We start from the raw sequence: 23,326 nt of genomic DNA on the forward strand, positions 1-23,326 counted from the left end.
GCCTGCATTGGCCGGTGTTTCGAGTATAGGCCGCGTTCCGGATGCGGCAACCCGCCAACAACGCCAGCATCATATTTTGACGCACCGCAAAAAATCGTGCTACAGTTCCGGGCTTGGCTGCTTACTGCCCGTCTTGCGGTTGGCCGATGTGCCGGGTTCCATTCACCGGCGCCCATCGTCCGCGATACCGCCCTCTTGCATGCGCAGCCGATTGCCATTTTTGTTTGGCATCGTCTCCGATCCCGCGTGATTTCAAACCACGCCGCAGGGACCGCCGCCGCCCCACCTCGCTGAATGGGTTCAGCTTGAGGCCGGCCTGCTCCCCCGCCTGTCCGTTTTTGCAGCCTCGTCTGTCGAACCGGCTTCTCCGATTGGCGCCGACGCCCCGTGATTAACCGGTCGCCGTTCTCTTTTCCGTTGTCTGCATCGCATGATGCGGCAACGCGGCAGCCCAACCTACGATTCGACATGACGCAGCCTCAAAACGGCAGCGGCGCGATTGCGCACGCTGAATCCGATACCGATACCCTGATCGCCAACGCCGCCACCCAGGCCAGCGCTTTTGCCGCGCTCGGCCTGGACGAACGCATCGCCCGCGCGCTCGGCGAACTGAACTACACCCAGCCGACGCCGGTCCAGGCCCAAGCGATTCCCGCCTGCCTGTCGGGCCGCGACCTGCTGGTCACGAGCCAGACCGGCTCGGGCAAGACCGCGGCGTTCATGCTGCCGGCCATCCAGCGCATCAGCGAACAGCCCGAGCCGCAGCGCCCGCGCGCCGACGGCCCGCAGCAGCGCGTCAAAGGCCGCCGTCCGCGCCCGGCGCCGGCCAAGCCGTCGCTGCTGGTGCTCACGCCCACGCGCGAACTCGCCCTGCAGGTGACGACCGCCACCGCACAATACGGCCGCCACCTGCGCCGCATCGTCTGCGCGAGCATCCTGGGCGGCATGCCCTACCCCAAGCAGCTCGACATGCTGGCGCGCATGCCTGACATCATCATCGCCACGCCGGGCCGCCTGCTCGACCACATCGACTCCGGCCGCATCGACCTGTCGGCGCTCGACATGCTGGTCTTCGACGAGGCCGACCGCATGCTCGACATGGGCTTCGCCGACGACATCGAAGCCATCGTCGGCGCCACGCCGGCGTCGCGCCAGATGCTGATGTTCTCGGCCACCATGGACCGCCGCATCGAGCAGCTCGCCGAGCGCATGATGCGCGAGCCGCAACGCATCGAGATCGCCGCCGCGCGTATCGACCAAAGCCATATCGAAGAGCGCCTGCACTTCACCGACGACCTGTCGCACAAGCAGCAGTTGCTCGACCACCTGCTGCGCGATGCGACGCTCAAGCAGGCCATCGTCTTTACCGCCACGAAGCGCGATGCCGACTCGCTGGCCGAGCGCCTGACCGAGACCGGTTTCTCCGCCGGCGCCCTGCACGGCGACATGCACCAAGGTGCGCGCAATCGTACGCTGACGGCGCTGCGCCGCGGCCAACTGCGCGTGCTGGTGGCCACCGACGTGGCCGCGCGCGGCATCGACGTGCCGGACATCACCCACGTGGTCAACTTTGACCTGCCCAAGCAGGCTGAAGACTACGTGCACCGCATCGGCCGCACCGGCCGCGCCGGCCGCAGCGGCATCGCCATCAACCTGGTGAACCACGGCGATACGTTCCAATGGCGCCGCATCGAGCGCTTTGTCGACCGCCGCATCGACGCGACTGTCGTCGAGGGCCTCGAACCGAAGCGCTCGCCCAAGCCGCGCAGCGGCGGCCCGCGCGCCGGTGGCGACCGCGGCGGCTACCGTGGCAATGGCGGCGGCAACTGGCGTGGCCAGCGTGACGGCTACGCCGCGCGCACGGGTAACGGCGGCAATGGCGGCAACAGCGAAGGCCGCTTCCAGCGCAGCTTCGGCGGTGACCGCGAAAGCTTCGCCCCGCGCCGCGATGACCGTGGCGACCGCGGCACCGGCTATCAAGGCGGCCAACAACGCGACTGGGGCAACCGCGACAACGCCGCCCCGCGCCAGTCGTACGGCCAGCAAACCCGCAACGGCGACCGCTTCGACCCGCGCCAGCCGCGCAGCCAGGAAGGCCGCAGCGATTGGCAGCAACGCCCGGCACGCGGCGGTTACGGCAATAGCAACGGCAATGGCAGCAGCTACGGCAACCGCGATGGCGCCCCGCGCCGCTTCGGTGACGACAACAGCAACGGCGCGCCCCGCCGCAGCTATGGCAACAGCAATGGCAACAGCTACGGCAGCAAGGGCCGCTCGCGCGATTTCGATCGCTGATCGGCTACGCGCATCGCCGCCATGAAGAAAGGCCCCATCCGGGGCCTTTCTGTTTTCCGGCGCCCGCTTTACAGGGCGCAGGTGCGGAAGCCGACAAAGACATCATCCCGCTCCGGCAGCAGGAAACCGCGGAAGCGCGGATGCCGCACCCGCTGCGGCGTATGCGCTGCCGCGCCCCGCACCGTCTGCATGGTCATGAAATGCGGCGCGGACAGCGTCGCCACCCGCCCGCGCGGCGCACCCGGCACGAAATCGGGGTACGGCTCGAATGGCGACGACGTCCACTCCCACACCTGCCCCCAGTGGAAGCCCGCGCGGCCAAGCACGGCGGCCATCTCCCATTCGTCTTCGGTCGGCAGGCGGCGGCCGGCCCAGCGGCACCACGCCTGCGCCTCGTACAGGCTGACGTGGCGCGCCGGCTCGTCGCGATTGAGCGTGCGCGGCTGGCCATACCGCACCACCTGCCACGTGCGCGAGGCCGGATCGCGACGCCAGCCGAGCGGCGCCGAGCGCTCCTGCATCATCAGCCATTCCATGCCCGCGGCCGACCACCATTGCGGATGGTCGTAACCGCCGTCTTCGACAAACTCCAGATACTGGCCGTTGGTGACTGGCTGCGCGTCGATCTCGAAGGCCGGCACGTAGGTCCGGTGCGGCGGACACTCGTTGTCGAACACGAAGCCGTCGGCATCGGGCCACCCCATCTGGAAGCGGCCGCCGGGCAGGGACAGCGTCCGCGCGGCGGGCACCGCCACGGCCGCCAGCGGCGGCTGCCCGGCCGGCTGCAACCCCAGGACCTGCAGCAGGCCATGCAGATGCTCGGCGCGCAAGTCTTCATGGAACACCGCCCAGCGGAACGGCTCGAGCGCCGCGTCCTCATCGGTGCCGAGCGTCGCCAGCTTGCGCAGCACGCGGTCGAGGACATCGTGCGCGTACTGCTTGATCGTCGCGATGCCCGGCAGCGTCAGCGCCCAGCAGGCGTCGGGCGGCATGCGGTCCATGTCGAAAAAGCTGTCGGCACCGTCCAGCCCGGCCGGCAGGGTCGCCTGCCAGCGCGGCAGCGCCCATTCGGTGCCGCCGCCGTCCTCGACCGCGTCCTCACCGACACGGCGCGGCTCGCGCAGACACCAGAATTCGGCAAACCAGGCCAGTTGCCCGAGCGTCCACAGTGGCGGCGCATGATGGAGCACGCGCTCGATCTGCCAGCCGCGCTGCGTATCGCCGAAGGCGGTCAGCAGAGCCAGCGTTCGGTTGCGCGCATCGACCAGGCTGTGGGCGATGCCCTGGCGCGGCAAGCGGCGCCCATCGTTCCAGTCGGAAAGCGCCCCGATGAACGTCGGGTCGGGGAGCATAAAGAATTCGGCCATCGCGGCGACCTCTGGCAAGCGGGGACCGTTTCATTATCGCACCGGTCCACCGCCTCTTCCCGCCCGACGGCGTGGGCCTCTACCGGCCGACACAGGCGTGGCAGACCGCGAAATCCTGGTCGGCGTCGGTCCAGGCATGCAGTGCTTCGAAGCCGGCCGCCTCGAACAGCGCGCGCAGGCGCGGCAGGTCGTACTTGACGGAGTTCTCGGTATGCATCCGCTCGCCCGCGGCGAAGGCGCGCGCGTGCTCGCCCCAGCGCACCGTCAGATCGCGCCGGGCCTCCAGGTGCATCTCGATGCGATGCACCTCCGCCCGATACAGCGCCACATGGCGCCAGTCCCGCACATCGAAATCCGTGCCCAGCAGGCGGTTCAGGTTGCGCAGCACGTTCAGGTTGAACGCCGCTGTCACGCCGAGCGGGTCGTCGTATGCGGCTTCCAGCCTGCCGGCCGCCTTGATCAGGTCGACCCCGATCAGCACGCAATCGCCCGGCGACGACGCCTCCCGCAGGCGAACGAGGAATGACAGCGCCTCGTCCGGCGTGAAGTTACCGAGGCTGGACCCCGGATAGAACCAGACGCGGCGCCCTTGCCCGACGGCCTCGGGCAGCGCCAGCGGCGCGCACAGGTCGGCGCCGATGCCGACCATCGGCAGTTGCGGATGCTGGCAGGCCAGCGCACGCAGCGTGCCGCGCAGGAAATCCGCCGAGATGTCGATCGCGACGTAGCATGCCGGCGCCAGGGTCCGGAATAGGCGTGCAGCCTTCTGGCAATTGCCTGCGCCCAGGTCGATCAGGGTCGCGCCCCGCCCCACGCGCAGCGCGATCTCGGCGGCGTGCAGGCTGAAGATGGCGGCCTCGGTGCGGGTCGGATAGTACTCGGGCAGATCGGTAATGGCCTCGAACAGCCGCGATCCGAGCGCATCGTAGAAAAACTTCGGGCTGACACGAGCGGCTGGCGCCAGCAGGCCGGCCTGGGCTTCGGCACGCAGCGCCGCGTCGTCCTCGGCAAAGAGCTGGTAGAACGCCAGGCCGGCGCCGGTCGCATCGACGGACGGCTGGTGCTGGATCAGGCGAGCCAGCGCCCGGCGGGCGTAGGCATCGGCGGACGGCTTGGTGCCCTGCATGGTGTCTCCCGGTGGGGTGAAACGGGACGATACGGCCTTGTCATAAGGCTCCATGGCAGCGAAAAATGTGCCACCGCCTTCGCACTGGCGAATGTGTAGCGTAGACGCCGCCCGGAGACACCGCTACCGTCCGTTCACCCGAGAGCCCGGCGATGCCGCATGGCAGGCATCGTAAAAATCGCCCGCGGGGCTGCAATTTCCGCGCACGGCCAGCCATTGCGCAGATACCGCACGTTTGCAGCGCAGCAGGCACTGTGTGCGCTATAATGCCGACTTCCTCAAAGGGGAGTAGCTCGGGGGTTCTTCAGCCCCAGGCACGATCGTCATGACGAAGCGCACGCTTCCGGTCGTGCCGGCATCCGCAGGTTCCTGGCCTGCCGGTGTCGAGCAAGACCTTTGCAACCGGATCCATGGTCTGCAAAGCGTCTCGCCCCAGCCTTCCATGCATCCGGTCAACCCGTTTCTTGTCTGACCTTGGAGCCGTCATGGAGTGGTTGTCTGAAATCTTCACCATGCAATTTGCCGCCGCGCTGGCATCGATCATCGTGATCGACCTGGTATTGGCCGGCGATAACGCCATCCTCATCGCACTGGCCGCGCGCAACCTGCCGCCCGATCTGCAGAAGAAGGCCATCCTCTGGGGCGCGGCGGGCGCCATCATCGTGCGCGCGCTGATGACGCTGGCGGTGGTCTGGCTGCTGAAGATCCCCGGCCTGATGCTGGTCGGCGGCCTGGCGCTGGTCTGGATCGCCTGGAAGCTGCTGGCCGACGATGGCCAGGACGATGGCGCACACGGCACAGCCAGCCATACGCTGCTCGGCGCCATGAAAACCATCATCATCGCCGACGCGGTGATGGGCATCGACAACGTGCTCGCCATTGCCGGCGCCTCGCACGGAAGCTTCCTGCTGGTGGTGCTGGGACTGCTGGTCAGCGTGCCGGTGGTCGTGTGGGGCAGCGGCGTCGTGCTGCGGCTGATCGAACGCTTTCCGATCATCATCTACGGCGGCGCAGCGGTGCTGGCGTATACCGCAGCGCACATGATCGTGGCCGAACCGGTCGTCAAGCCGGTCTTCGCCGAACAGCCCCTGCTGGCGTGGGCGGTCTACGCGATCGTGTTCATGGTGGTGCTCGGCGGCGGTTGGCTGGTACAGCGCCGCCGCCAGCAGCCGGCTTAAGCGCCGATCGGCTGACCGGCCAGCACCCGCGCCAGCGTGGCGCGGTCGATGTTGCCGCCGGTCAGCGGCAGGCCGACGCGCAGGCCGGCCAACTGGTCGCGCTGCTGCCAGGCCGCCGCCAGGGCCGCGGCGGCGGCACCCTCCGCAATGTTGTGCGTGGTGGAGAAGTACAGGCGGATGGCCTCGGCGACTTCGTCGTCCGTCACCGTGACGATTTCGTCGACGCCCGCGCGGATCACCTCCAGCGCCGTCGCATCCGGCGTCCGGCATGCCAGGCCGTCGGCCAGTTGCGTCGATACCGGCGCGGAAATCGGCGCGCCGCAATTGAACGAGTAGTCATAGCATCGCGCATGCGCCGACACCACGCCGATGATGCGCGTCGACAGCCGGAACGCATCGCGCGCCGCCGCCGCCGCGCAGATGCCCGAGCCCATGCCGATCGGCACGTAGACCACGTCCAGCGGCGCGGCCTCCTCGAAAAACTCCAGCCAATAGCTGGCCACCCCGGCCACCAGGTCTTCGTGGAAGGCCGGCACCAGGTGCAGGCCGCGCTCGGCGGCCTGCCTTGCCGCGGCTTCGCGGCTCGCCTGGAAGTCTTCGCCGGCTTCGACCAGTTCGGCGCCGAGCGCGCGCATGGCGGCGTTCTTTTCCACGCTGTTGCCGTGGGGCACCACGATGGTGGCCGACATGCCTTGCTTGCGCGCCGCCAGGGCGATCGACTGCCCATGGTTGCCGCGTGTCGCCGCGATCACGCCGCGCAGTTCCGGATCGCGACGGCGCAAGGCGTGCAGATAGTTCAGCCCGCCGCGCACCTTGAAGGCGCCCACTTCCGTATGGTTCTCGTGCTTGACCCACACGGCAGCCCCCAACGCCTGCGACAACAGCGGCCAGCAGTACTGCGGCGTCGGCGGGATCACGGCATTGACAACGGCGGCAGCCGCGCGCAGACGGCGCAGTTCAGCGGCACGATTGAGCGAAGCGGCATTGGCGATCGACGGCATGGCGGGCTCCTGCGGACAGTTCGGAAGATGGCCCGATCTTCCCAGCCCGCCACCGCCGGCGACATCGACAATTCCGCGATTTGTCGGTCAAACTGTTCCGCCGCTCCGACCGGGCCAGTTCGCCGGAGCAGCCGGTACAGTCCCCCGGCCGTGCCAGGCCGGTCACGTTACAATGCGGCTCGATTGTTTCCGCCGCCCCGCCGCGCCATGCAGCCCTATCTCGACCTGATGCGCCATGTCCACGAGCATGGCACCGACAAAGCCGACCGCACCGGCACCGGCACGCGCTCCGTGTTCGGCCATCAGATGCGCTTCGACCTGCAGCAGGGCTTTCCGCTGGTGACCACCAAGAAGGTCCACATCAAGTCCATCGTCTATGAGCTGCTGTGGTTCCTGCAGGGCGCGACCAACGTGCGCTGGCTGCGGGAGAACGGCGTCACCATCTGGGACGAATGGGCCGATGCAGAAGGTGAACTGGGCCCGATCTACGGCTACCAGTGGCGCTCGTGGCCGACGCCGTCCGGCGAGCACATCGACCAGATCGCCGAACTGATCGCGCAGATCAAGCGCAATCCGGACTCGCGCCGGCTGATCGTCTCGGCCTGGAACGTGGCCGACATTCCGCGCATGAAGCTGCCGCCCTGCCACGCGTTCTTCCAGTTCTATGTGGCCGACGGCAAGCTGTCGTGCCAGCTCTACCAGCGCAGCGCGGACATCTTCCTCGGCGTGCCGTTCAACATCGCCAGCTACGCGCTGCTCACGCACATGATCGCGCAGCAGACCGGCCTGGACGTGGGCGACTTCGTCTGGACCGGCGGCGACTGCCATCTCTACAACAACCACTTCGAACAGGTCGAGACGCAACTCGCGCGCACGCCGCTGCCGCTGCCGAAGCTGCACATCAAGCGCAAGCCGGACAGCATCTTCGATTACCGGTACGAAGACTTCGAGATCGTCGGCTACGAAAGCCATCCCGCGATCAAGGCGCCCGTGGCCGTATGACGCTCCTGACCCTGATCGTCGCGCGCGCGCGCAATGGCGTGATCGGCCGCGACAACACCCTGCCCTGGCGCCTGCCCGAAGACCTGGCGCACTTCAAGCGCACCACCATGGGCGCGCCCATCGTGATGGGCCGCAAGACGTATGAATCGATCGGCCGCCCGCTGCCGGGCCGCCGCAACATCGTCGTCACGCGCAACGCGAAGCTGGCCCTGCCCGGCTGCGAGATCGCGCATTCGCTGGAAGACGCGCAGCGGCTGTGCATCGGCGTCGAGCAGATCTTCCTGATCGGCGGCGCACAGCTGTATGCCGATGCGCTGCCGAGCGCCGACCGGCTGATCGTCACCGAGATCGACGCCGACTTCGAGGGCGACGCGCATTTCCCGGCGCCCGACCCGGCGGTCTGGCACGAGGTCGCGCGCGAAACCCACCACGCGGCGGCACCCAACGACTTCGACTACGCCTTCGTCACCTACGAGCGTCCGCCGTCGGACGAGCAATGAAGCCGGCGGCAACCGGCATGAGACAGGCATGAAAAAACGCGCTCATCGGTGAGCGCGTTTTTCGTTGGGGCGACGCGGCTTACTCGCCGGCGATCGTCATCTGCTCGATCAGGATCGAACCGGTTTCCTTGGTGCCCCGGATCAGCGCATCCGCCCCGATGGCGACGATCTGGCGGAACATGTCGCGCAGGTTGCCGGCAATGGTGATCTCCTCGACCGGGTACTGGATCACGCCGTTCTCCACCCAGTAGCCCGACGCGCCGCGCGAATAGTCGCCGGTCACATAGTTGACGCCCTGCCCCATCAGCTCCGTCACCAGCAGGCCCGTGCCCATGCGGCGCAGCATGCCGGCGAAATCGTCGCCCGGCTGCGTCCGGTCGGAGAACAGCGTCAGGTTGTGCGAGCCGCCCGCGTTGCCGGTGGTCTGCATGCCCAGCTTGCGCGCGGAATACGTCGACAGGAAATAGCCTTCGACGACGCCATCCCTCACCACGTCGCGGCGCTGCGTGCGCACGCCTTCCTCGTCGAACGGCGCGCTGCCCATCCCGCTGGGCACGTGCGGGTCTTCCTTGATCTGCACGTGCGGCGCGAAGATTGCCTTGCCGAGCGAGTCGAGCAGGAAGGTCGACTTGCGATACAGCGCACCGCCCGACACAGCCTGGACGAACGCGCCCAGCAGGCCCGCCGCCAGCGGCGCCTCGAACAGCACCGGACACTTGCGGGTGCTCAGCCGGCGCGCGGCGAGCCGCGCCAGCGCGCGCTCGGCAGCGTACTGGCCGATGGCCTCGGGTGCCGCCAGGTCCTTGGGCGAGCGCTTGGATGAATACCAGTCGTCGCGCTGCATCTGCTGGCCCGAGCCGGCGATCGGCGCGCACGAAATGAAATGCCGCGAATACGGATAGCCGCCCAGGAACCCGCGCGAGGTCGCCAGGACGAAATGCGAATGCTGCGCCGACACGCTGGCGCCGTCGCTGTTGCGGATCTTCGGGCTCACCGCGAAGGCGGCGGCCTCGGCGGCACGGGCGATCTCCACGGCCGCTTCGGCGTCGAGCGTCCACGGGTGGTACAGCGACAGGTCGCGCGGTTGGCGCTCGAGCAATTCCTCTTCGGCCAGCCCGGCGCAGTCGTCATCGGCGGTGAAGCGCGCGATGTTGTAGGCCGCCTCGACGGTGGAGCGCAGCGCGGCCGGCGAGAAATCCGAGGTGCTGGCGTTGCCGCGCTTCTTGCCCAGCATCACCGTCACGCCGACCACCTTGTCGCGGTTCTGCTCGATGGTCTCGATCTCGCCCTTGCGCACCGTGACCGACAAGCCTTGGCCTTCGGAGATTTCCGTGGCGGCATCGGTGGCGCCGAGTTCGCGTGCAATGCGCAGCACATCGCGAGCCATTTCCTCGAGCCGCTCGCGGCGGTAGGCAAAAACGGAATCGGTCTTGGAATCGAGCGTGTCGGACATAGGCAGGAGAGAGGAAATCGTTGGGGCGCCGCTTGGTGCGTTTTCGGCGCGCTTTTAGCTTAAGCGGCCATCATAGCAAGATACAATGCGCGCCATGAGCCGAGCATCCCGCCACAACCCTTCGTATCTGCAACCCGTCGTGCGCACCGACATCGGTGACGAGGACGATCCGGGTACGCCCAAGAGCAAATCGCAGCGCAAGCGCGAGGTCACCGCCCTGCAAGATCTGGGCACCGCACTGGAAGCGCTGCCCAAGGACCGACTCGCCAAGGTCCCGCTGCCCGAGACGCTGGCCGACGCCCTGCGCGAGGCGCGCCGCATCACCAGCCACGAAGGCAAACGCCGCCAGATGCAGTACATCGGCAAGCTGATGCGCGCGCTGACCGACGATGACATCGAGGCCATCCGCCGCGTGCTGGCCACCTTCGTGGGCGCATCCAAGGCCGAGACCGCGCGCCTGCACGCCATCGAGCGCTGGCGCGACCGCCTGCTCGCCGACGATGGCGCCATCACCGAGTTCATCGCCGCGCACCCGGACACCGACGTGCAGGCCCTGCGCACCCTGGTGCGCAACGCCCGCAAGGAAGCGCAGTTGGGCAAGCCGCCCAAGTCTTCGCGCGAGCTGTTCCAGGCGGTCAAGCAGGCCTTGGCCGGTCATGATCAGGCCGGCGAAGACGCCGAACCCTCCAACCTGGAAGACGACCAGGCATGACCGCCTCCGCCGCCGTCACCCGCCGCCATCCCGACGAGCTGATCGTCGGCTTCGTGTCGATTTCCGACCGCGCATCGACGGGCGTCTACCAGGACGAGGGGATTCCCGCGCTGCGCGACTGGTTCGGCACCGCGCTGTCGTCGCCGTGGCAAGGCGTGGAGTGCCTGATTCCGGACGAGCAGGCCACCATCAGCGCTACGCTGATCGACCTGGTCGACCGCGTCGGCTGCGACCTCGTGCTGACCACCGGCGGCACCGGCCCCACGCGCCGCGACGTCACGCCGGAAGCCACGTTGGCGGTCGCCACCAAGGAGATGCCGGGCTTCGGCGAGCAGATGCGGCAGATCAGCCTGCAGTTCGTGCCGACGGCGATCCTGTCGCGGCAGGTGGCGGTGATCCGCGAAACGCCGTCGCGCGCGGCGCTGATCATCAACCTGCCCGGCCAGCCGCGCGCCATCCGGGAAACGCTGGAAGGCCTGAAGGACGCCGAGGGCCGCGCAACGGTGCCGGGCATCTTCGCCGCGGTGCCCTATTGCATCGACCTGATCGGCGGCCCCTACATCGAGACGCACGACAGCGTGGTCAAGACCTGGCGGCCCAAGCACGCCGTGCGCGCCAGGCCGCTGCAGGTCTGAGGCTTACGGCGCGACCGAGGAGGCCAGCGCTTCGGCTTCCGGCGTCTGCGGCACGTCGCGAATGAAGTGCTGGCGGTAGTAGCGCAGCTCTTCGATCGATTCGACGATATCGGCGTACGCGGTGTGCTGCTGGCGCTTGATGAAGCCCTTGGCGATGGCCGGCTGCCAACGTTTGCAAAGTTCCTTGAGCGTGGAGACGTCCAGGTTGCGGTAGTGGAAGTACGCCTCCAGCTTGGGCATGTAGCGCGCCATGAAGCGACGGTCCTGGCAGATGGAGTTGCCGCACATCGGCGACTTGCTCTTGGGCACCCACTTCTTCAGGAAGTCCAGCAGATCGGCTTCGGCCTGCGCTTCGGTGGTGGTCGAGGCCTTCACCTTGTCGATCAGGCCCGAGCGGCCATGCGTGCCCTTGTTCCAGGCATCCATGCCGTCGAGGATCTCGTCCGGCTGGTGGATCACCAGCACCGGGCCTTCGGCCAGCACGTTCAGCTCCGAGTCCGTGACGACCATGGCCACCTCGATGATGCGGTCGTTCTCGGGGCTCAGGCCGGTCATCTCCATGTCGAGCCAGACCAGGTTGTTGTCGCTCTTGGCGGCGATTTTGGTGGCGACGTGGGTGGCGCTCGAAGATGCCGCAGCCGGCTGGGAAAGAGGGGTGCTCACGCGAAAGCCTTGAGAAATGAACGGAAGGCTATAATTTTCGCATATCTGATAGCTGTTCCCACACATGCCCGCCTTCACCGCCGTCTTCCTGATCGCCCTCGTGCTAATGGCCGCCACACGCCTGTGGCTGGCCGCCCGGCAGATCCGCCACGTGGCGCGCCACCGTGACACCGTGCCCGCGCAGTTCGCCGAATCCATCACACTGGACATGCACCACAAGGCCGCCGACTACACCATCGCCCGCACGCGCCTGGCGATGCTGGAAGTCCCCGTGCAGGCCACGCTGCTGATCGCGCTGACGCTGCTGGGCGGGCTGAACTGGCTCAACCAGGCCTGGCTGTCCGCCTTCGGCCCCGGCTACGCGTATGGCGTGGCCCTGATCGCCTCGGTCATCGCCATCAGCAGCCTGATCGAGCTGCCGTTCTCGCTGTACAGCCAGTTCGTCATCGAAGAGCGCTTCGGTTTCAACCGCATGACCTGGAAGCTGTGGCTGGCCGACAACCTCAAGGGGCTGGCCATCGGCACCGCGCTGGGGCTGCCGCTGCTGCTGGCGGTGCTGTGGCTGATGCACTCGATGGGCGAGCGCTGGTGGCTGTACACCTGGCTGGTGTGGATAGCCTTCACGCTGTTCGTCCAGGCGATCTACCCCAACGTGATCGCCCCGCTCTACAACAAGTTCACCCCGCTCGAGGACGGCGAGATGCGCACGCGCATCGAGGGCCTGCTCAAGCGCTGCGGCTTTGCCAGCAAGGGCCTGTTCGTGATGGACGGCAGCCGCCGCAGCGCCCACGGCAACGCCTATTTCAGCGGCTTCGGCGCCACCAAGCGCATTGTCTTCTTCGATACGCTGCTCGCGCGGCTGGATGCCCCCGAGATGGAAGCCGTGCTGGCGCATGAGCTGGGCCATTTCAAGCGCCACCACATCACCAAGCGCATCGCCGTGATGTTCGTGCTGAGCCTGGGGCTGCTGGCCCTGCTCGGCTGGCTGATGACGCGCGCGTGGTTCTACCTGGGCCTGGGCGTGGCGCCCAATCTGCTCGCCGACAACCATGCGCTGGCGCTGGTGCTGTTCTTCCTGGTACTGCCGGTCTTCATGTTCTTCGTCTCGCCGCTGTCGAGCCTGTCGTCCCGCAAGCACGAGTTCGAGGCGGATGCCTTCGCGGCGCAGCATGCCGATGCGTCGCGCCTGGTCTCGGCGCTGGTCAAGCTGTTCCAGGACAATGCTTCGACCCTGACGCCCGACCCGGTCTACTCGGCGTTCTACTACTCCCACCCCACCGCGTCGCAGCGCGTGGCACGACTGGTGCAGGCTGCCGCATGACGCACGGCAAACCGGGCCGCGCGGGTCACGACAGGCGGCACACCAGCACCGGCGAACATGGGCTGGTGATCGCCGCGCATGGCCGTCATTACCTCGTCGAGCGGAAAGGCGGCGGCCTGCTGCAATGCTTTCCGCGCGGCAAGCGCAGCGAATGCGCGGTCGGCGATCGCGTCATCTTCGAGGCCACCGCCGTCGACCAGGGCGTGGTGGTACGCGTGGAGGAACGCCGCAACCTGCTGCACCGGTCAGACCAGTTCAAGTCCAAGCAGCTGGCCGCCAATATCGATCAGGTCCTGATCATGCTCGGTACCGAGCCGGGCTTTTCCGAAGACCTGCTCGGCCGCGCGCTGGTGGCGGCGGAGTCGCTGGGCATCACCCCGCTGATCCTGCTCAACAAGATCGACCTGACCGCGCGGCTCGAGACGGCCCGGGCGCGATTGGCACTGTATCGCGCGCTCGGCTACGCGGTCGTGGAACTGTCGGTGCACGCCGCCCCCGAGGCGGCGCACGCCGTGCTGGCGGCGCACGTGGCGGGGCGCGCCTCGATCCTGATCGGGCAGTCCGGCATGGGCAAGTCGTCTCTGCTGAACCTGCTGATTCCGGGTGTGGACGCGCAGACCCGCGAGATCTCGGAAAAGCTCGACTCCGGCAAGCACACCACGACCTTCACGCGGCTCTATCACCTGCCCTCCGGCTGGGGCCACGGCGGCACGCTGATCGACTCGCCCGGCTTCCAGGAATTCGGCCTGCACCACCTGACCGAAGGCATGCTGGAGCGCGCCTTCCCCGAATTCCGCCCGCGCCTGACCGAATGCCGCTTTTACAACTGCCGCCACCTGCGGGAGCCCGGCTGTGGCATCCTGGGGGCGATGGCCGAGGGCAAGATCGATCCGCGCCGCCACGCACTGTACGCGCAGCTGCTGCACGAATCGGAGCAACAGAAGCCCTGGTGACCCAACCGGGAGGAGGACAGATCGATGAAACTGCTGGTCAGCAGTCCATCGCTCGGCCTGGCGGCACACTGGCAGAACGTGCTGGCCGCAGCCGGCATCCGCACGGAGCTGCGCAACATCTACCTGAGCAGCGTGGCGGGCGACATCCCGCCGCAGGACTGCGCCGCGCAGGTCTGGCTAGTCCATCCGGAGCAGGAACCGCAGGCCCAGGCGCTGCTGGACCAGGCACGCCATCCGCCGGCCGGACCGGCGTGGCGCTGCCCGCATTGCGGCGAGGAGCACGAGCCGCAGTTCGCCCAGTGCTGGCGCTGCGGCAAGGATCGCGACGCGATCGCCTGAGGCCGGATCAGCCCAGCCACACGGCGAACGACAGCATCGCCAGCAGCAGCATCCACAGCACCACCGCGCGCCACACCAGCCCCACGGCGGACTGCAGCGTGCGCACGCTCGGTTCCTGCCCGACATCCATCGGATAGGCGCTGTCCTCGTCGGCGATCCGCTCGGCGGAATCGCGCTGGGCGATCGGCACGCCCAGGCGCACACCCAGCGCGCCGCCGCCGGCCGCCAGCAGGATGCCGTTCACTTCATCGTTCCATTTGGCGGCGAGGTTGCGCCAGGCATACACGGCGTCTTCGAAGTCACCGACGATGGCGAAACCGATCGCCGTCAGCCGCGCCGGCACATAGTCGATGACGCGGAACGCCTGGCGCGCAAAGAGGCCGAGCACCGGGCTGCGGTCCATCGACGGTTCGCTCCAGTGGCGGGCCAGGTATTCGGCGCCGCGATACAGCACCACGCCGGCCGGCCCGATCGGCACCAGGAACCAGAAGAACACACCGAACACGTGGCGGTGCACCGCCACGATCGCGCATTCCAGCGTATGCCGCACGATCTCGTTGACAGGCATGTCGGCCGTGTCGCGCCCCGACCATTCGCTGAGGATCAGCCGCGCCGTGGTGAGATCGTCACGGCGCAGCGCTTCGTGAATGTCCGTGAAGTAGTGGCTGAACTGGCGGAAGCCGAGGGTCAGGTAGACCATCAGCACATTCCATAGGAACGCCAGCGCGATACTGATCGACGACAGCAGGTAGTGCACCAGCGCCACCACCACCACCGCCGGCAGCGTGACGAGGCCCCATGCCAGCACGGCATCGCGGCGCTGCCCCGTGTCGAACCATTCTTCCGCCCGCGCGGCCAATGCGCGCACGATGTCGTAGATCGGGTTGTCCCGGCTGAGCGCACGGAACTGCTCGAGAATCAGCGCGCAGAGTACGGAGAAAAAGGTCATTGGACTGGCGTTGCTGGGGCGCGCGGGCGCCATGGAAGCGATGAGCTAGACGATAGCACAGGGCGTGCGCATCACAGCGCACCGTGCCGCTTTCGCTACGCCGCCAGCAAGTGATAGAGGTTGCGCAGCATCCCGGCGGTCGCGCCCCAGATGAAGTAGCGGCCGCCGCCGGGGCGACGGTACGGCATGGCATAGAAGCAGCGCACGCGGTCATCCCAACGCAGCTCGCGCACTTCGTGGTTGGCCGGGTCCATCAGAAAGGCCAGCGGCACCTCGAAGACCTCGGCGACTTCGCTCGGGTCCGGCCGGGCAATGAAGCCGGGCGTCAGCAGGCCCACGACCGGACTCACATGAAAGCCGCTGCCCGTGATGTAGTCCGGCAGGCGCCCGACCACCTCGACATGCTCGGCGCCGATGCCGACCTCCTCCACCGTCTCGCGCAGTGCCGTGTCCACCGCATCGCGATCGGAGGACTCCCGCCCGCCGCCGGGAAAGCTGATCTGCCCGGCATGCTGGCTGAGGGTGGCATTGCGCTGCGTCAGCAGCACGGTCAATCCGGCGCTGCGCTGCACCAGCGGCACCAGCACGGCGGCCTCGCGCAGCTTGAGCGAGGTGTCGATCAGGCGGGATTCGTCGGTATGCTCGGGCGCCCAGGATGGCGGGGCATGCAGGCGTTCGCGCACGAATGCCGGCGTCAGCCGCACCGGCCCGAGCGCAGGTAGCGTTGCCGCGGACGGCAACACGGGCAACTGCTCAGGATCGAATGCGGGACGGCGCATTTTGGGGAACGGGCTGGAATGGTGATGGGACGGACAATCCTCGCATGGAGACAATCACCCGCCGCAAAAGAGAAAAAAGGCACCCGAAGGTGCCTTTTCGCAAAGCCCGCAGCTTACTGCGCAGCGACTTCCTTGCGCTTGAAGGACAGCTTCTCCTTGATGCGTGCCGACTTGCCCGAACGCTCGCGCAGGTAGTACAGCTTGGCACGGCGAACATCGCCGCGACGCTTCACTTCGATGCTGGCCAGCAGCGGCGAGTACAGCTGGAACGTACGCTCCACGCCTTCGCCCGAAGAAATCTTGCGCACGATGAACGACGAATTCAGGCCGCGATTGCGCTTGGCAATCACCACGCCTTCATACGCCTGCACGCGCTTGCGGTTGCCTTCAACGACGTTCACGTTGACGATCACGGTGTCGCCAGGGGCGAACGGGGGGATCGTCTTGTTGGCCGTCAGGCGCTTGATTTCTTCCTGCTCGATTTGCTCGATGAGATTCATCTTTTTCTCCTGAACCATCATGCCGGCGTTCTGCCCGGTCAACCGACCGCGGCCCCGGTAGAGGATGGGAACATCACTTGGCCGGGGCTTCCGATAGGGAAGCGCCCGACCCCTTTGCCGTCGTCGCCGCGGCAGCGAGGAAGACCTCATCGCTGCGGGACAACAAACCCTGCCTGCGCGCCGCCTCGATCAGATCGGGCCGCTTGCGCATCGTATTCAACAGCGCCTGTTGGCGGCGCCACTTCTCGATCTCGGCGTGGTGGCCGCCCAGCAGCACATCAGGCACACGCACGCCTTCGTATTCTTCCGGCCGCGTGTAATGCGGGCAATCCAGCAGGCCGTTGACGAAACTGTCCTGCACCGCCGACTGCGCATCGCCCAGCACCCCGGGCAACTGCCGCACCACGGCGTCGATGATAGCCATGGCGGCGATCTCACCGCCGGACAGCACGAAATCGCCGAGGCTGATTTCTTCATCGACGCGCCGGTCGACCAGACGCTGGTCGATGGCCTCGTAGCGGCCGCACAGCAGCGTCAGCGCCGGCAGCTGTGCCAGCTCCATCACCCGCCGGTGGGTCAGCGGCCGGCCTTGCGGCGACAGCAGCACCACATGCGACGGCGCGGGCGCCTGCGCCTCGCGGATCGCATCGAGCGCCGCTTCCAGCGGCTTGGCCAGCATCACCATGCCTGGGCCGCCGCCATAGGGCCGGTCATCCACGGTACGGTAATTGTCCGTCGTGAAGTCGCGCGGGTTCCAGGTACGCAACGTGTACACCTGCTGCTTGGCTGCCCGGCTGGTGATCCCCCAGTCGGTCAACGCCCGGAACATCTCCGGGAACAGCGAGATGACATCGAACTGCATTGCCGAATTCTCCGGCCGCATGTTCAGTAATCCAGACCCCAGTCGACGACGATGTGCTTGCCCGCCACATCCACCGACTTCACATACACCTCGACGAACGGCACGAGCCGCTCGGTACCGCCTTCGTCCACGATGCGCAGGATCTGGTGCGCGCCGTTGTCGATCAGCCCGGCGACCGTGCCGAGCGTTTCCTGCTGCTCATTGACGACCGTCGAGCCGATCAGGTCGACCCAGTAGAACTCGTCGTCGGCCGGCGCGGGAAACTCGGCACGGCGGACCCACACGGTACAGCCGCGCAGCGCCTCGGCGACATTGCGATCCGGCACGGCGGGCGACCCTGCCACCACCGAACCGCTGTGCTCCCGCGAAGTCCCGACGGGCAGCACCCGCCAGTCGGACGAAACGGCAGGCGCACCGGCAGCCGGCTTCAGCCACCAAGTGCTCGCGTGCAGCAGCGCCTCGGCATCGCCGTGCGGCTGCACCTTGATCCAGCCGCGAACGCCATAGGCACCGCCCACGTAGCCCACCTCGACCAGATCGTCGGGCAGCGACGGGTTCGCGCCGGCTCCCGGACGCATGCCTGCCAGACGCTCCGCCACCTTTTGCGAGGTAGCCTGAGCGGAGGCCGCTAGCGGACCGGGCCGCGTGCGAATCTGCGTCGACATGGGGCGCGTCACGGCAATACGTGCACGAACGGCGCCATCATCGATCGACGCATGTTCAAACTCAAAACTTAGGCAGCCGCCTTCTTGGCGCCTTGCTTCACCAGACGGGCAACCGTCGGCGACAGTTGCGCGCCCACGCCTTGCCAGTACGACAGGCGGTCTTGGGCAATGCGCAGACCTTCTTCACCTTCCGTGGCGAGCGGGTTATAAAAACCCACGCGCTCGATGAAACGGCCGTCACGGCGATTGCGCGAATCGGTCGCAACGATGTTGAAGAACGGGCGATTCTTGGAGCCACCGCGGGCCAGACGGATCACGACCATGGATCTTTTCCTTGAAAAACTGGGTATGCGTACAGAGAAACATGCAAGTATAGCGCAGTTTTCCAGACCAAACAAACACTTAGACCAGGCGCGCCGCCGTACCGGACACTCCGCGTGGCGCGCACGGTACGGACGGTGGGCCATTGTGCTGGCGGCGTGGCTTGGATGCGTGCTGCCCGCTGCCGCCGGGCTCCCCGTCGAAACGCTGCGCGTGCCGCCCGGCTTCCGGGTCGAGCTGCTCACCGAGGCGATGCCGTCGGCACGCGAGATGGCGCTGTCGCCGGTCGGCATCCTGTACGTCGGCAGCCGCACGGGCAAAGTCTATGCGCTGCCACTGCAGGTGCCAGGCGCGACCGTGCGGGTGGTCGCCTCGGGACTGGAGCAGCCGGTGGGCGTCGCCTGGCGCGACGGGAGCCTGTATGTGTCCGCCGTGTCGCGAGTGGTACGGCTGGACCGCATCGACAGCCGGCTCGACGATCCGCCTGTCCCCGTGGTCGTCAGCGACCGCTTCCCGACCGAAACCCACCACGGCTGGAAATTCATCGCCTTCGGGCCGGACGGCAAGCTGTATGTGCCGGTCGGGGCACCCTGCAACGTCTGCCACCGCGATGAAGACCGCTACGCCAACCTGATGCGCATGAATGCCGACGGCACCGGCCTGGAGGTGGTGGCGCGCGGCATCCGCAACACCGTCGGCTTCGACTGGCACCCGGTCACGCACGAACTCTGGTTCACCGACAACGGCGCCGACATGATGGGCGACGACGTGCCCGATGATGAGCTCAACCGCATCACCGCGCCTGGCCAGCATTTCGGGTATCCGTTCTGCCATGCCGGCGACGTGCCGGACCCGGAATTCGGCGCGGGACATCCGTGCAGCCGATATGTGCCGCCGGTGGGCAAGCTCGGCGCGCATGTGGCGGCCCTCGGCATGCGCTTCTATACCGGCAGCAACTTTCCCCAGGCGTACCGCCACAACCTCTTCATTGCCGAGCATGGCTCCTGGAACCGGTCATCCAAGGTCGGCTACCGGGTCGTGCGCGTGGTACTCGATGCCGCGGGCAAGGTCGTACGGCAAGAGCCATTCGTCGAGGGCTGGCTGCGCGGCGAACGAGCTTGGGGACGGCCTGTCGATGCGCTGGTCGCGCCGGACGGCAGCCTGCTCGTCAGTGACGACTACGCGGGCGCGGTGTATCGCGTCCGCTACACCGGAAAATGAGCCGCTGCCTGGGCTGGGCGTGCGGGAAACATCTCGTTACACCGGTAACCTTCGGACAGTGGATGCGTCCAGGGTGAAGCCTTACATTGACACACATGGACATGCACCGCCACCCGTCTGCAACTGCCCGGCATCCGTGCGGCATGCGTCCCTTCCGATCACTTGTCCGACAGGAGCCAGCCATGCCGATCCGCGCATTGCTCAGCACTCTTGCGGCGGGTGCTCTGATCGTCGCCTCTGCGGGCGCCCTGGCTGCCAACGCAACGACGCGTCAGGCATCCGTTGCGCTCGATTCTCCGGCACCGCCCTGGGCCCAACCTACCGAGGCGCCGGCGCAAGCCCGCTCCCTGCTGGCACAGGTCTTCTTCGTCGACGCACGCGGCGACCAGGCCGCCCGCATCCGCGCGCAGATGGAGCGCATGGAAGCGCGCGCCCGCGCCGATGACCGCCTGAACGGCCGCGTCCAGCCCCGCGAAGGCGGCGGCCGCGGCGACTGGCAACAACAGCAGGATCAGCAGATGCGCCAGGAACGCGGCAACCCGCCCGGTGGCTACGGCAACTGGCACGGCAACCGGCGCGGCTGATTGCCCGGCCCCGCACGCCCCGACGCCACACCGAGGAACCCGGCCAAGGCCGCCCGGTCGGACTGGATAGCTGCGGCAACCGTTTGGCATGCCGCGGCCATCACGACAACAGGTGCCTCATGCCGTTCCATCCTTCCCGCTACACGCGGCTCATTCTCGGTCTCTTGTGGTCATCGGCCTTCATGGCGATGCTTGCCCACCTGCTCTACGGCGAAGTCAGCCTGCGCCAGCAGGCTTCCCGGCTGCTGCAGGACCTGACGGCATCGACCAGCGTGCCAGCGCTGCGCCCCGTTCCGATTTAGCGTCCCTGCCCTCCCCGCTGTCGGCGAATCACGACGCTGCGCGCATCCGGCCGGATCGGCGGCTACCGCTTCCGATTGCTGATTCCCTTTGCCAGCGGAGCCGATGAGACCAGGCCCGGCGCACCGCGCAGTGTGCGCCGCCGCGTGTCTTGGGCGTAGAATGCCCGGCGCCGTTGCTGTCTCGCCGTGTGTCCCGCGCCTGCCATGCCTACAACCGCTCCGCTCAAGAAATCCAAACTGCTGACCGTGCTGCTCGCCTTCCTGTTCGGCAGCATGGGCGCCCATCGTTTCTATCTGAAAGGCGGACGCGATTTCTGGGCGTGGGCGCAAGTCGCGGCCATGGCGCTCGGCATCATCGGTGTCGCCTTGCTGTGGTCGACGGATCGGAGCAGCCTGCCCGGCTGGGCATGCGCGATCATCGGCGCGGCCTCGGTGCTCGCCGGCTTTCTGTCGGCGCTGATCTACGGGCTGCGCCCCGATGACCGATGGGACGCGCAATTCAATCCGGACGGCACGCCGACACGTTCAGGCTGGCCGGTCGTACTGCTGGCGATCCTCACGCTGATGATCGGTACCGGCCTGCTCATGGCCGGCCTCGCCATCACCTTCCAGACCTATTTCGAATCGCAGGTGCAGGCCGCGAAGGAACTGTCGCAGTAGCTCAGAACAGGTTGCCCTGCCGCGCGTCGACGGGCCGGGCCTTGACGGAGCGCGCGGGTGGCTTGAACTGCGCTGTGTCCAGCCGCAGCTTGTCGTAGCGGTGGTAACTGAAGCCGAGCCTGTCGGCGGCCTTGTAGAAACGCTGGCGCAGCAGGTCGGCCCAGATGCCGGTGCCGCGCATGCGGGTGCCGAAATCGGGGTTGTAGTCCTGGCCGCCGTGCAAGTCGCGGATGCGGTTCATCACGCGCTGCGCACGGTCTGGGAAATGCGCCGCCAGCCAGTCCTGGAACACCGCATCCAGCTCGTGCGGCAGACGCAGCACGATATAGCTGGCGAACATCGCGCCGGCTTCGCGCGCGGCCTCCAGAATCTGCTCCATGTGATCGTCGGTGATGAAGGGGATGACCGGCGCGACGCTGACGCCGACCGGAATCCCCGCTTCGGCCAGCGTGCGGATCGTGCGCAAACGCCTCGACGGCGTGGCCGCGCGCGGCTCCAGCTTGCGCGCCAGCCCGGCATCGAGCGTGGTGACGGTCACCGCCGCCACGGCCAGGTGCTTCGCCGCCATCGGCGCGAGCAGGTCGATGTCGCGTTCGATCAAGGTCGACTTGGTGATCAACCCGACCGGGTGATCGCAATCGTGCAGCACCTGCAGCACATCGCGCGTGACGCACAGTTCGCGCTCGATCGGCTGGTAGGCATCGGTGTTGACGCCCAGCGCGATCGGCTCGCAGCGGTAGCCCGGCTTGGCCAACGTCTCGCGCAGCAGCTCGGCGGCGTTGGTCTTGGCGAACAGCCGGGTCTCGAAATCCAGTCCAGGCGACAGTTCCAGATACGCATGCGTCGGGCGCGCGAAGCAGTAGATGCAGCCGTGCTCGCAACCCCGGTACGGGTTGAGCGACACGCCGAACGGGATATCCGGGGACTGGTTGCGGCTCAGGATCGAGCGCGCCCGCTCGATGGAGACGGTGGTCTGCAATCGCGGCGGCGCGTCCGGATCCTGCTGCCCGACGAGCGGCTGCCAACCGTCATCGACGCGGGTGCGTTCGTCGCGCTCGAAGCGGCCTTGCAGATTGGAGGTGGCGCCACGCCCCTTGCGCGGAACATGGCGATCGGATGAATCGGACACAGCGGGACGTGCGGATTGCGGGGGCGTGTCGATCGTATCCGATTCGTCCGCATTCCGCTGCAGACCTGTGAAGGCGGCTGCCAGCTCGCCTCGGCCTCGGTGCCATGACCCATGGGGATTTGCCATTCCCGGCGCACGCATCGCGCAAGTCAGTTCGACGGGCGGCCGGCTGGACGTGGCCACCACCTCATGCATGCCGCGGCGACGCGCCGCCACATCCACCGCCTTGCGGCAGCGGGCACTACCGCTACGCGTCTTCGCCGATCGCGTCGATGGCAAGCGTCTCCTTGATCTCTTCCATCACGATGTAGCTCTTGGACTGCACCGCGCCCGGCAGCTGCAGCAGGATGTCGCCGAGCAGGCGCCGGTACTCGCTCATCTCGCGGATGCGCGCCTTGATGAGGTAGTCGAAATCGCCGGAGACGAGGTGGCACTCCAGTACCTCGGGAATGCGCAGGACCTCGCGCCGGAACTGCTCGAACATGTTGCCGGACTTGCTACCCAGGCTGATCTCCACGAACACGAGCAGCGATGCGCCGAGCATGGCCGGATTCAGCCGCGCGTAGTAGCCGAGGATGAAGCGCTCCCGCTCCAGCCGCTTGACCCGCTCGATGCAGGGCGTGATGGTCAGGCCGACCGCGTCGGACAGCTCCTTCATGGACAGCCGGCCGTCCTTCTGCAGCAGGTCGAGGATGCGCCGGTCGAGCTTGTCGAGGGCGCGCACGGGTTTTCGCTGGGTTCGCATCGCCGGAAATCGAATTTATTCCTGTTTTTCAGGAATATACAGAAACAATTTGCACAAAGGTGGG

At 67.3% G+C, this 23,326-nt stretch carries 26 protein-coding genes; 13 read left to right on the forward strand and 13 right to left on the reverse strand.

Annotated features, from left to right (window positions below; all coding sequences use genetic code 11):
- The first annotated feature begins 468 nt into the window (after positions 1–468).
- Positions 469–2,295 (forward strand): DEAD/DEAH box helicase, encoded by a 1,827-nt coding sequence (locus GO999_RS11665; RefSeq protein WP_011000904.1) that lies wholly within the window; start codon positions 469–471, stop codon positions 2,293–2,295.
- A 68-nt stretch (positions 2,296–2,363) separates the two neighbouring features.
- Here the strand turns inward: GO999_RS11665 and GO999_RS11670 are convergent, their stop codons facing one another.
- Positions 2,364–3,662: an ergothioneine biosynthesis protein EgtB gene (locus GO999_RS11670; protein WP_197360750.1), complete on the reverse strand. Its 1,299-nt coding sequence runs from the start codon at positions 3,660–3,662 to the stop codon at positions 2,364–2,366.
- 79 nt (positions 3,663–3,741) lie between these two features.
- Positions 3,742–4,788: an L-histidine N(alpha)-methyltransferase gene (gene egtD, locus GO999_RS11675; RefSeq protein ID WP_016723316.1), complete on the reverse strand. Its 1,047-nt coding sequence runs from the start codon at positions 4,786–4,788 to the stop codon at positions 3,742–3,744.
- Between the two features lie 485 nt (positions 4,789–5,273).
- On the opposite strand from egtD, the gene GO999_RS11680 reads away from it, so the two are divergent.
- Complete coding sequence (locus tag GO999_RS11680) at positions 5,274–5,966, forward strand: TerC family protein (RefSeq protein WP_019717827.1); 693 nt, start codon at positions 5,274–5,276, stop codon at positions 5,964–5,966.
- On the opposite strand, the gene GO999_RS11685 is transcribed toward GO999_RS11680, so the two are convergent.
- The gene (locus tag GO999_RS11685; RefSeq protein WP_011000900.1) at positions 5,963–6,967 is read right to left on the reverse strand and encodes a threonine dehydratase; all 1,005 of its coding nucleotides are present in this window, start codon (positions 6,965–6,967) and stop codon (positions 5,963–5,965) included. The two genes, GO999_RS11680 and GO999_RS11685, sit on opposite strands and share 4 nt — an antisense overlap.
- A gap of 207 nt (positions 6,968–7,174) precedes the next feature.
- Between GO999_RS11685 and GO999_RS11690 the strand changes: the two genes are divergently transcribed.
- Positions 7,175–7,969 (forward strand): thymidylate synthase, encoded by a 795-nt coding sequence (locus GO999_RS11690; protein WP_011000899.1) that lies wholly within the window; start codon positions 7,175–7,177, stop codon positions 7,967–7,969.
- Positions 7,966–8,469, forward strand: a complete 504-nt coding sequence (locus tag GO999_RS11695; protein ID WP_016723320.1) for a dihydrofolate reductase — start codon at positions 7,966–7,968, stop codon at positions 8,467–8,469. The genes GO999_RS11690 and GO999_RS11695 overlap by 4 nt, the downstream gene beginning before the upstream one ends.
- Positions 8,470–8,548: 79 nt before the next feature.
- Here GO999_RS11695 and pmbA read toward each other — a convergent pair whose 3' ends face one another.
- Entirely contained in the window at positions 8,549–9,922 is a 1,374-nt protein-coding gene (gene pmbA, locus GO999_RS11700) for a metalloprotease PmbA (protein WP_011000897.1), read from the reverse strand.
- Positions 9,923–10,016: 94 nt separating this feature from the next.
- Between pmbA and yjgA the strand changes: the two genes are divergently transcribed.
- Positions 10,017–10,634: a ribosome biogenesis factor YjgA gene (gene yjgA, locus GO999_RS11705; RefSeq protein WP_272481884.1), complete on the forward strand. Its 618-nt coding sequence runs from the start codon at positions 10,017–10,019 to the stop codon at positions 10,632–10,634.
- On the forward strand, positions 10,631–11,269 hold the full coding sequence (mog, locus tag GO999_RS11710; protein WP_058907679.1) for a molybdopterin adenylyltransferase: 639 nt from the start codon (positions 10,631–10,633) through the stop codon (positions 11,267–11,269). The genes yjgA and mog overlap by 4 nt, the downstream gene beginning before the upstream one ends.
- Positions 11,270–11,272: 3 nt before the next feature.
- Here the strand turns inward: mog and orn are convergent, their stop codons facing one another.
- Entirely contained in the window at positions 11,273–11,932 is a 660-nt protein-coding gene (gene orn / locus GO999_RS11715; RefSeq protein WP_071012526.1) for an oligoribonuclease, read from the reverse strand.
- Positions 11,933–11,996: 64 nt separating this feature from the next.
- Between orn and GO999_RS11720 the strand changes: the two genes are divergently transcribed.
- Genes GO999_RS11720 through GO999_RS11730 form a run of 3 tightly spaced genes read left to right on the forward strand, consistent with a single transcriptional unit; the run spans position 11,997 to position 14,545 of the window.
- Complete coding sequence (locus GO999_RS11720) at positions 11,997–13,253, forward strand: M48 family metallopeptidase (RefSeq protein ID WP_211906238.1); 1,257 nt, start codon at positions 11,997–11,999, stop codon at positions 13,251–13,253.
- The gene (gene rsgA / locus GO999_RS11725; RefSeq protein WP_211906239.1) at positions 13,250–14,206 is read left to right on the forward strand and encodes a ribosome small subunit-dependent GTPase A; all 957 of its coding nucleotides are present in this window, start codon (positions 13,250–13,252) and stop codon (positions 14,204–14,206) included. Before GO999_RS11720 ends, rsgA begins: the two co-directional genes overlap by 4 nt.
- A gap of 24 nt (positions 14,207–14,230) precedes the next feature.
- On the forward strand, positions 14,231–14,545 hold the full coding sequence (locus tag GO999_RS11730; RefSeq protein ID WP_011000891.1) for a putative signal transducing protein: 315 nt from the start codon (positions 14,231–14,233) through the stop codon (positions 14,543–14,545).
- Positions 14,546–14,552: 7 nt separating this feature from the next.
- On the opposite strand, the gene GO999_RS11735 is transcribed toward GO999_RS11730, so the two are convergent.
- From GO999_RS11735 to rpsP, 6 genes are all read right to left on the reverse strand, one after another.
- Positions 14,553–15,494 carry a CobD/CbiB family protein gene (locus GO999_RS11735; RefSeq protein ID WP_028852819.1) on the reverse strand — a complete coding sequence of 314 codons (942 nt, stop codon included), beginning with the start codon at positions 15,492–15,494 and terminating at the stop codon, positions 14,553–14,555.
- Between the two features lie 95 nt (positions 15,495–15,589).
- Positions 15,590–16,273: a CoA pyrophosphatase gene (locus tag GO999_RS11740; protein ID WP_016723326.1), complete on the reverse strand. Its 684-nt coding sequence runs from the start codon at positions 16,271–16,273 to the stop codon at positions 15,590–15,592.
- A 113-nt stretch (positions 16,274–16,386) separates the two neighbouring features.
- The gene (gene rplS, locus GO999_RS11745) at positions 16,387–16,773 is read right to left on the reverse strand and encodes a 50S ribosomal protein L19 (RefSeq protein WP_011000888.1); all 387 of its coding nucleotides are present in this window, start codon (positions 16,771–16,773) and stop codon (positions 16,387–16,389) included.
- A gap of 73 nt (positions 16,774–16,846) precedes the next feature.
- On the reverse strand, positions 16,847–17,635 hold the full coding sequence (gene trmD / locus GO999_RS11750) for a tRNA (guanosine(37)-N1)-methyltransferase TrmD (RefSeq protein WP_011000887.1): 789 nt from the start codon (positions 17,633–17,635) through the stop codon (positions 16,847–16,849).
- 23 nt (positions 17,636–17,658) lie between these two features.
- Positions 17,659–18,213: a ribosome maturation factor RimM gene (rimM, locus tag GO999_RS11755; RefSeq protein ID WP_011000886.1), complete on the reverse strand. Its 555-nt coding sequence runs from the start codon at positions 18,211–18,213 to the stop codon at positions 17,659–17,661.
- A gap of 155 nt (positions 18,214–18,368) precedes the next feature.
- Entirely contained in the window at positions 18,369–18,623 is a 255-nt protein-coding gene (rpsP, locus tag GO999_RS11760) for a 30S ribosomal protein S16 (RefSeq protein ID WP_011000885.1), read from the reverse strand.
- A 145-nt stretch (positions 18,624–18,768) separates the two neighbouring features.
- Between rpsP and GO999_RS11765 the strand changes: the two genes are divergently transcribed.
- From GO999_RS11765 to GO999_RS11780, 4 genes are all read left to right on the forward strand, one after another.
- Entirely contained in the window at positions 18,769–19,842 is a 1,074-nt protein-coding gene (locus tag GO999_RS11765; RefSeq protein ID WP_211906777.1) for a PQQ-dependent sugar dehydrogenase, read from the forward strand.
- A 182-nt stretch (positions 19,843–20,024) separates the two neighbouring features.
- The gene (locus GO999_RS11770) at positions 20,025–20,426 is read left to right on the forward strand and encodes a hypothetical protein (RefSeq protein ID WP_016723329.1); all 402 of its coding nucleotides are present in this window, start codon (positions 20,025–20,027) and stop codon (positions 20,424–20,426) included.
- Between the two features lie 119 nt (positions 20,427–20,545).
- Positions 20,546–20,728 (forward strand): hypothetical protein, encoded by a 183-nt coding sequence (locus GO999_RS11775; protein ID WP_019717818.1) that lies wholly within the window; start codon positions 20,546–20,548, stop codon positions 20,726–20,728.
- A gap of 204 nt (positions 20,729–20,932) precedes the next feature.
- Positions 20,933–21,388, forward strand: a complete 456-nt coding sequence (locus GO999_RS11780) for a TM2 domain-containing protein (protein WP_016723331.1) — start codon at positions 20,933–20,935, stop codon at positions 21,386–21,388.
- Between the two features lies 1 nt (position 21,389).
- Here GO999_RS11780 and GO999_RS11785 read toward each other — a convergent pair whose 3' ends face one another.
- Together GO999_RS11785 and GO999_RS11790 are read right to left on the reverse strand one after the other, a co-directional pair.
- On the reverse strand, positions 21,390–22,517 hold the full coding sequence (locus GO999_RS11785; RefSeq protein ID WP_104071013.1) for a PA0069 family radical SAM protein: 1,128 nt from the start codon (positions 22,515–22,517) through the stop codon (positions 21,390–21,392).
- A 247-nt stretch (positions 22,518–22,764) separates the two neighbouring features.
- Positions 22,765–23,262: an Lrp/AsnC ligand binding domain-containing protein gene (locus GO999_RS11790; RefSeq protein ID WP_016723333.1), complete on the reverse strand. Its 498-nt coding sequence runs from the start codon at positions 23,260–23,262 to the stop codon at positions 22,765–22,767.
- Positions 23,263–23,326: the final 64 nt, after the last annotated feature.

Source organism: Ralstonia nicotianae, assembly GCF_018243235.1.
Taxonomy (GTDB): domain Bacteria; phylum Pseudomonadota; class Gammaproteobacteria; order Burkholderiales; family Burkholderiaceae; genus Ralstonia; species Ralstonia nicotianae.

Excerpts from the sequence above, each read along its gene's own strand:
- GO999_RS11665 (WP_011000904.1), top strand. The coding sequence starts at position 469 with ATGACGCAGCCTCAAAACGGCAGCGGCGCGATTGCGCACGCTGAATCC.
- GO999_RS11670 (WP_197360750.1), bottom strand. The coding sequence starts at position 3,662 with ATGGCCGAATTCTTTATGCTCCCCGACCCGACGTTCATCGGGGCGCTT.
- egtD (WP_016723316.1), bottom strand. The coding sequence starts at position 4,788 with ATGCAGGGCACCAAGCCGTCCGCCGATGCCTACGCCCGCCGGGCGCTG.
- GO999_RS11680 (WP_019717827.1), top strand. The coding sequence starts at position 5,274 with ATGGAGTGGTTGTCTGAAATCTTCACCATGCAATTTGCCGCCGCGCTG.
- GO999_RS11685 (WP_011000900.1), bottom strand. The coding sequence starts at position 6,967 with ATGCCGTCGATCGCCAATGCCGCTTCGCTCAATCGTGCCGCTGAACTG.
- GO999_RS11690 (WP_011000899.1), top strand. The coding sequence starts at position 7,175 with ATGCAGCCCTATCTCGACCTGATGCGCCATGTCCACGAGCATGGCACC.
- GO999_RS11695 (WP_016723320.1), top strand. The coding sequence starts at position 7,966 with ATGACGCTCCTGACCCTGATCGTCGCGCGCGCGCGCAATGGCGTGATC.
- pmbA (WP_011000897.1), bottom strand. The coding sequence starts at position 9,922 with ATGTCCGACACGCTCGATTCCAAGACCGATTCCGTTTTTGCCTACCGC.
- yjgA (WP_272481884.1), top strand. The coding sequence starts at position 10,017 with ATGAGCCGAGCATCCCGCCACAACCCTTCGTATCTGCAACCCGTCGTG.
- mog (WP_058907679.1), top strand. The coding sequence starts at position 10,631 with ATGACCGCCTCCGCCGCCGTCACCCGCCGCCATCCCGACGAGCTGATC.
- GO999_RS11720 (WP_211906238.1), top strand. The coding sequence starts at position 11,997 with ATGCCCGCCTTCACCGCCGTCTTCCTGATCGCCCTCGTGCTAATGGCC.
- rsgA (WP_211906239.1), top strand. The coding sequence starts at position 13,250 with ATGACGCACGGCAAACCGGGCCGCGCGGGTCACGACAGGCGGCACACC.
- GO999_RS11730 (WP_011000891.1), top strand. The coding sequence starts at position 14,231 with ATGAAACTGCTGGTCAGCAGTCCATCGCTCGGCCTGGCGGCACACTGG.
- GO999_RS11735 (WP_028852819.1), bottom strand. The coding sequence starts at position 15,494 with ATGACCTTTTTCTCCGTACTCTGCGCGCTGATTCTCGAGCAGTTCCGT.
- GO999_RS11740 (WP_016723326.1), bottom strand. The coding sequence starts at position 16,273 with ATGCGCCGTCCCGCATTCGATCCTGAGCAGTTGCCCGTGTTGCCGTCC.
- rplS (WP_011000888.1), bottom strand. The coding sequence starts at position 16,773 with ATGAATCTCATCGAGCAAATCGAGCAGGAAGAAATCAAGCGCCTGACG.
- trmD (WP_011000887.1), bottom strand. The coding sequence starts at position 17,635 with ATGCAGTTCGATGTCATCTCGCTGTTCCCGGAGATGTTCCGGGCGTTG.
- rimM (WP_011000886.1), bottom strand. The coding sequence starts at position 18,213 with ATGCGTCCGGGAGCCGGCGCGAACCCGTCGCTGCCCGACGATCTGGTC.
- rpsP (WP_011000885.1), bottom strand. The coding sequence starts at position 18,623 with ATGGTCGTGATCCGTCTGGCCCGCGGTGGCTCCAAGAATCGCCCGTTC.
- GO999_RS11770 (WP_016723329.1), top strand. The coding sequence starts at position 20,025 with ATGCCGATCCGCGCATTGCTCAGCACTCTTGCGGCGGGTGCTCTGATC.
- GO999_RS11775 (WP_019717818.1), top strand. The coding sequence starts at position 20,546 with ATGCCGTTCCATCCTTCCCGCTACACGCGGCTCATTCTCGGTCTCTTG.
- GO999_RS11780 (WP_016723331.1), top strand. The coding sequence starts at position 20,933 with ATGCCTACAACCGCTCCGCTCAAGAAATCCAAACTGCTGACCGTGCTG.
- GO999_RS11790 (WP_016723333.1), bottom strand. The coding sequence starts at position 23,262 with ATGCGAACCCAGCGAAAACCCGTGCGCGCCCTCGACAAGCTCGACCGG.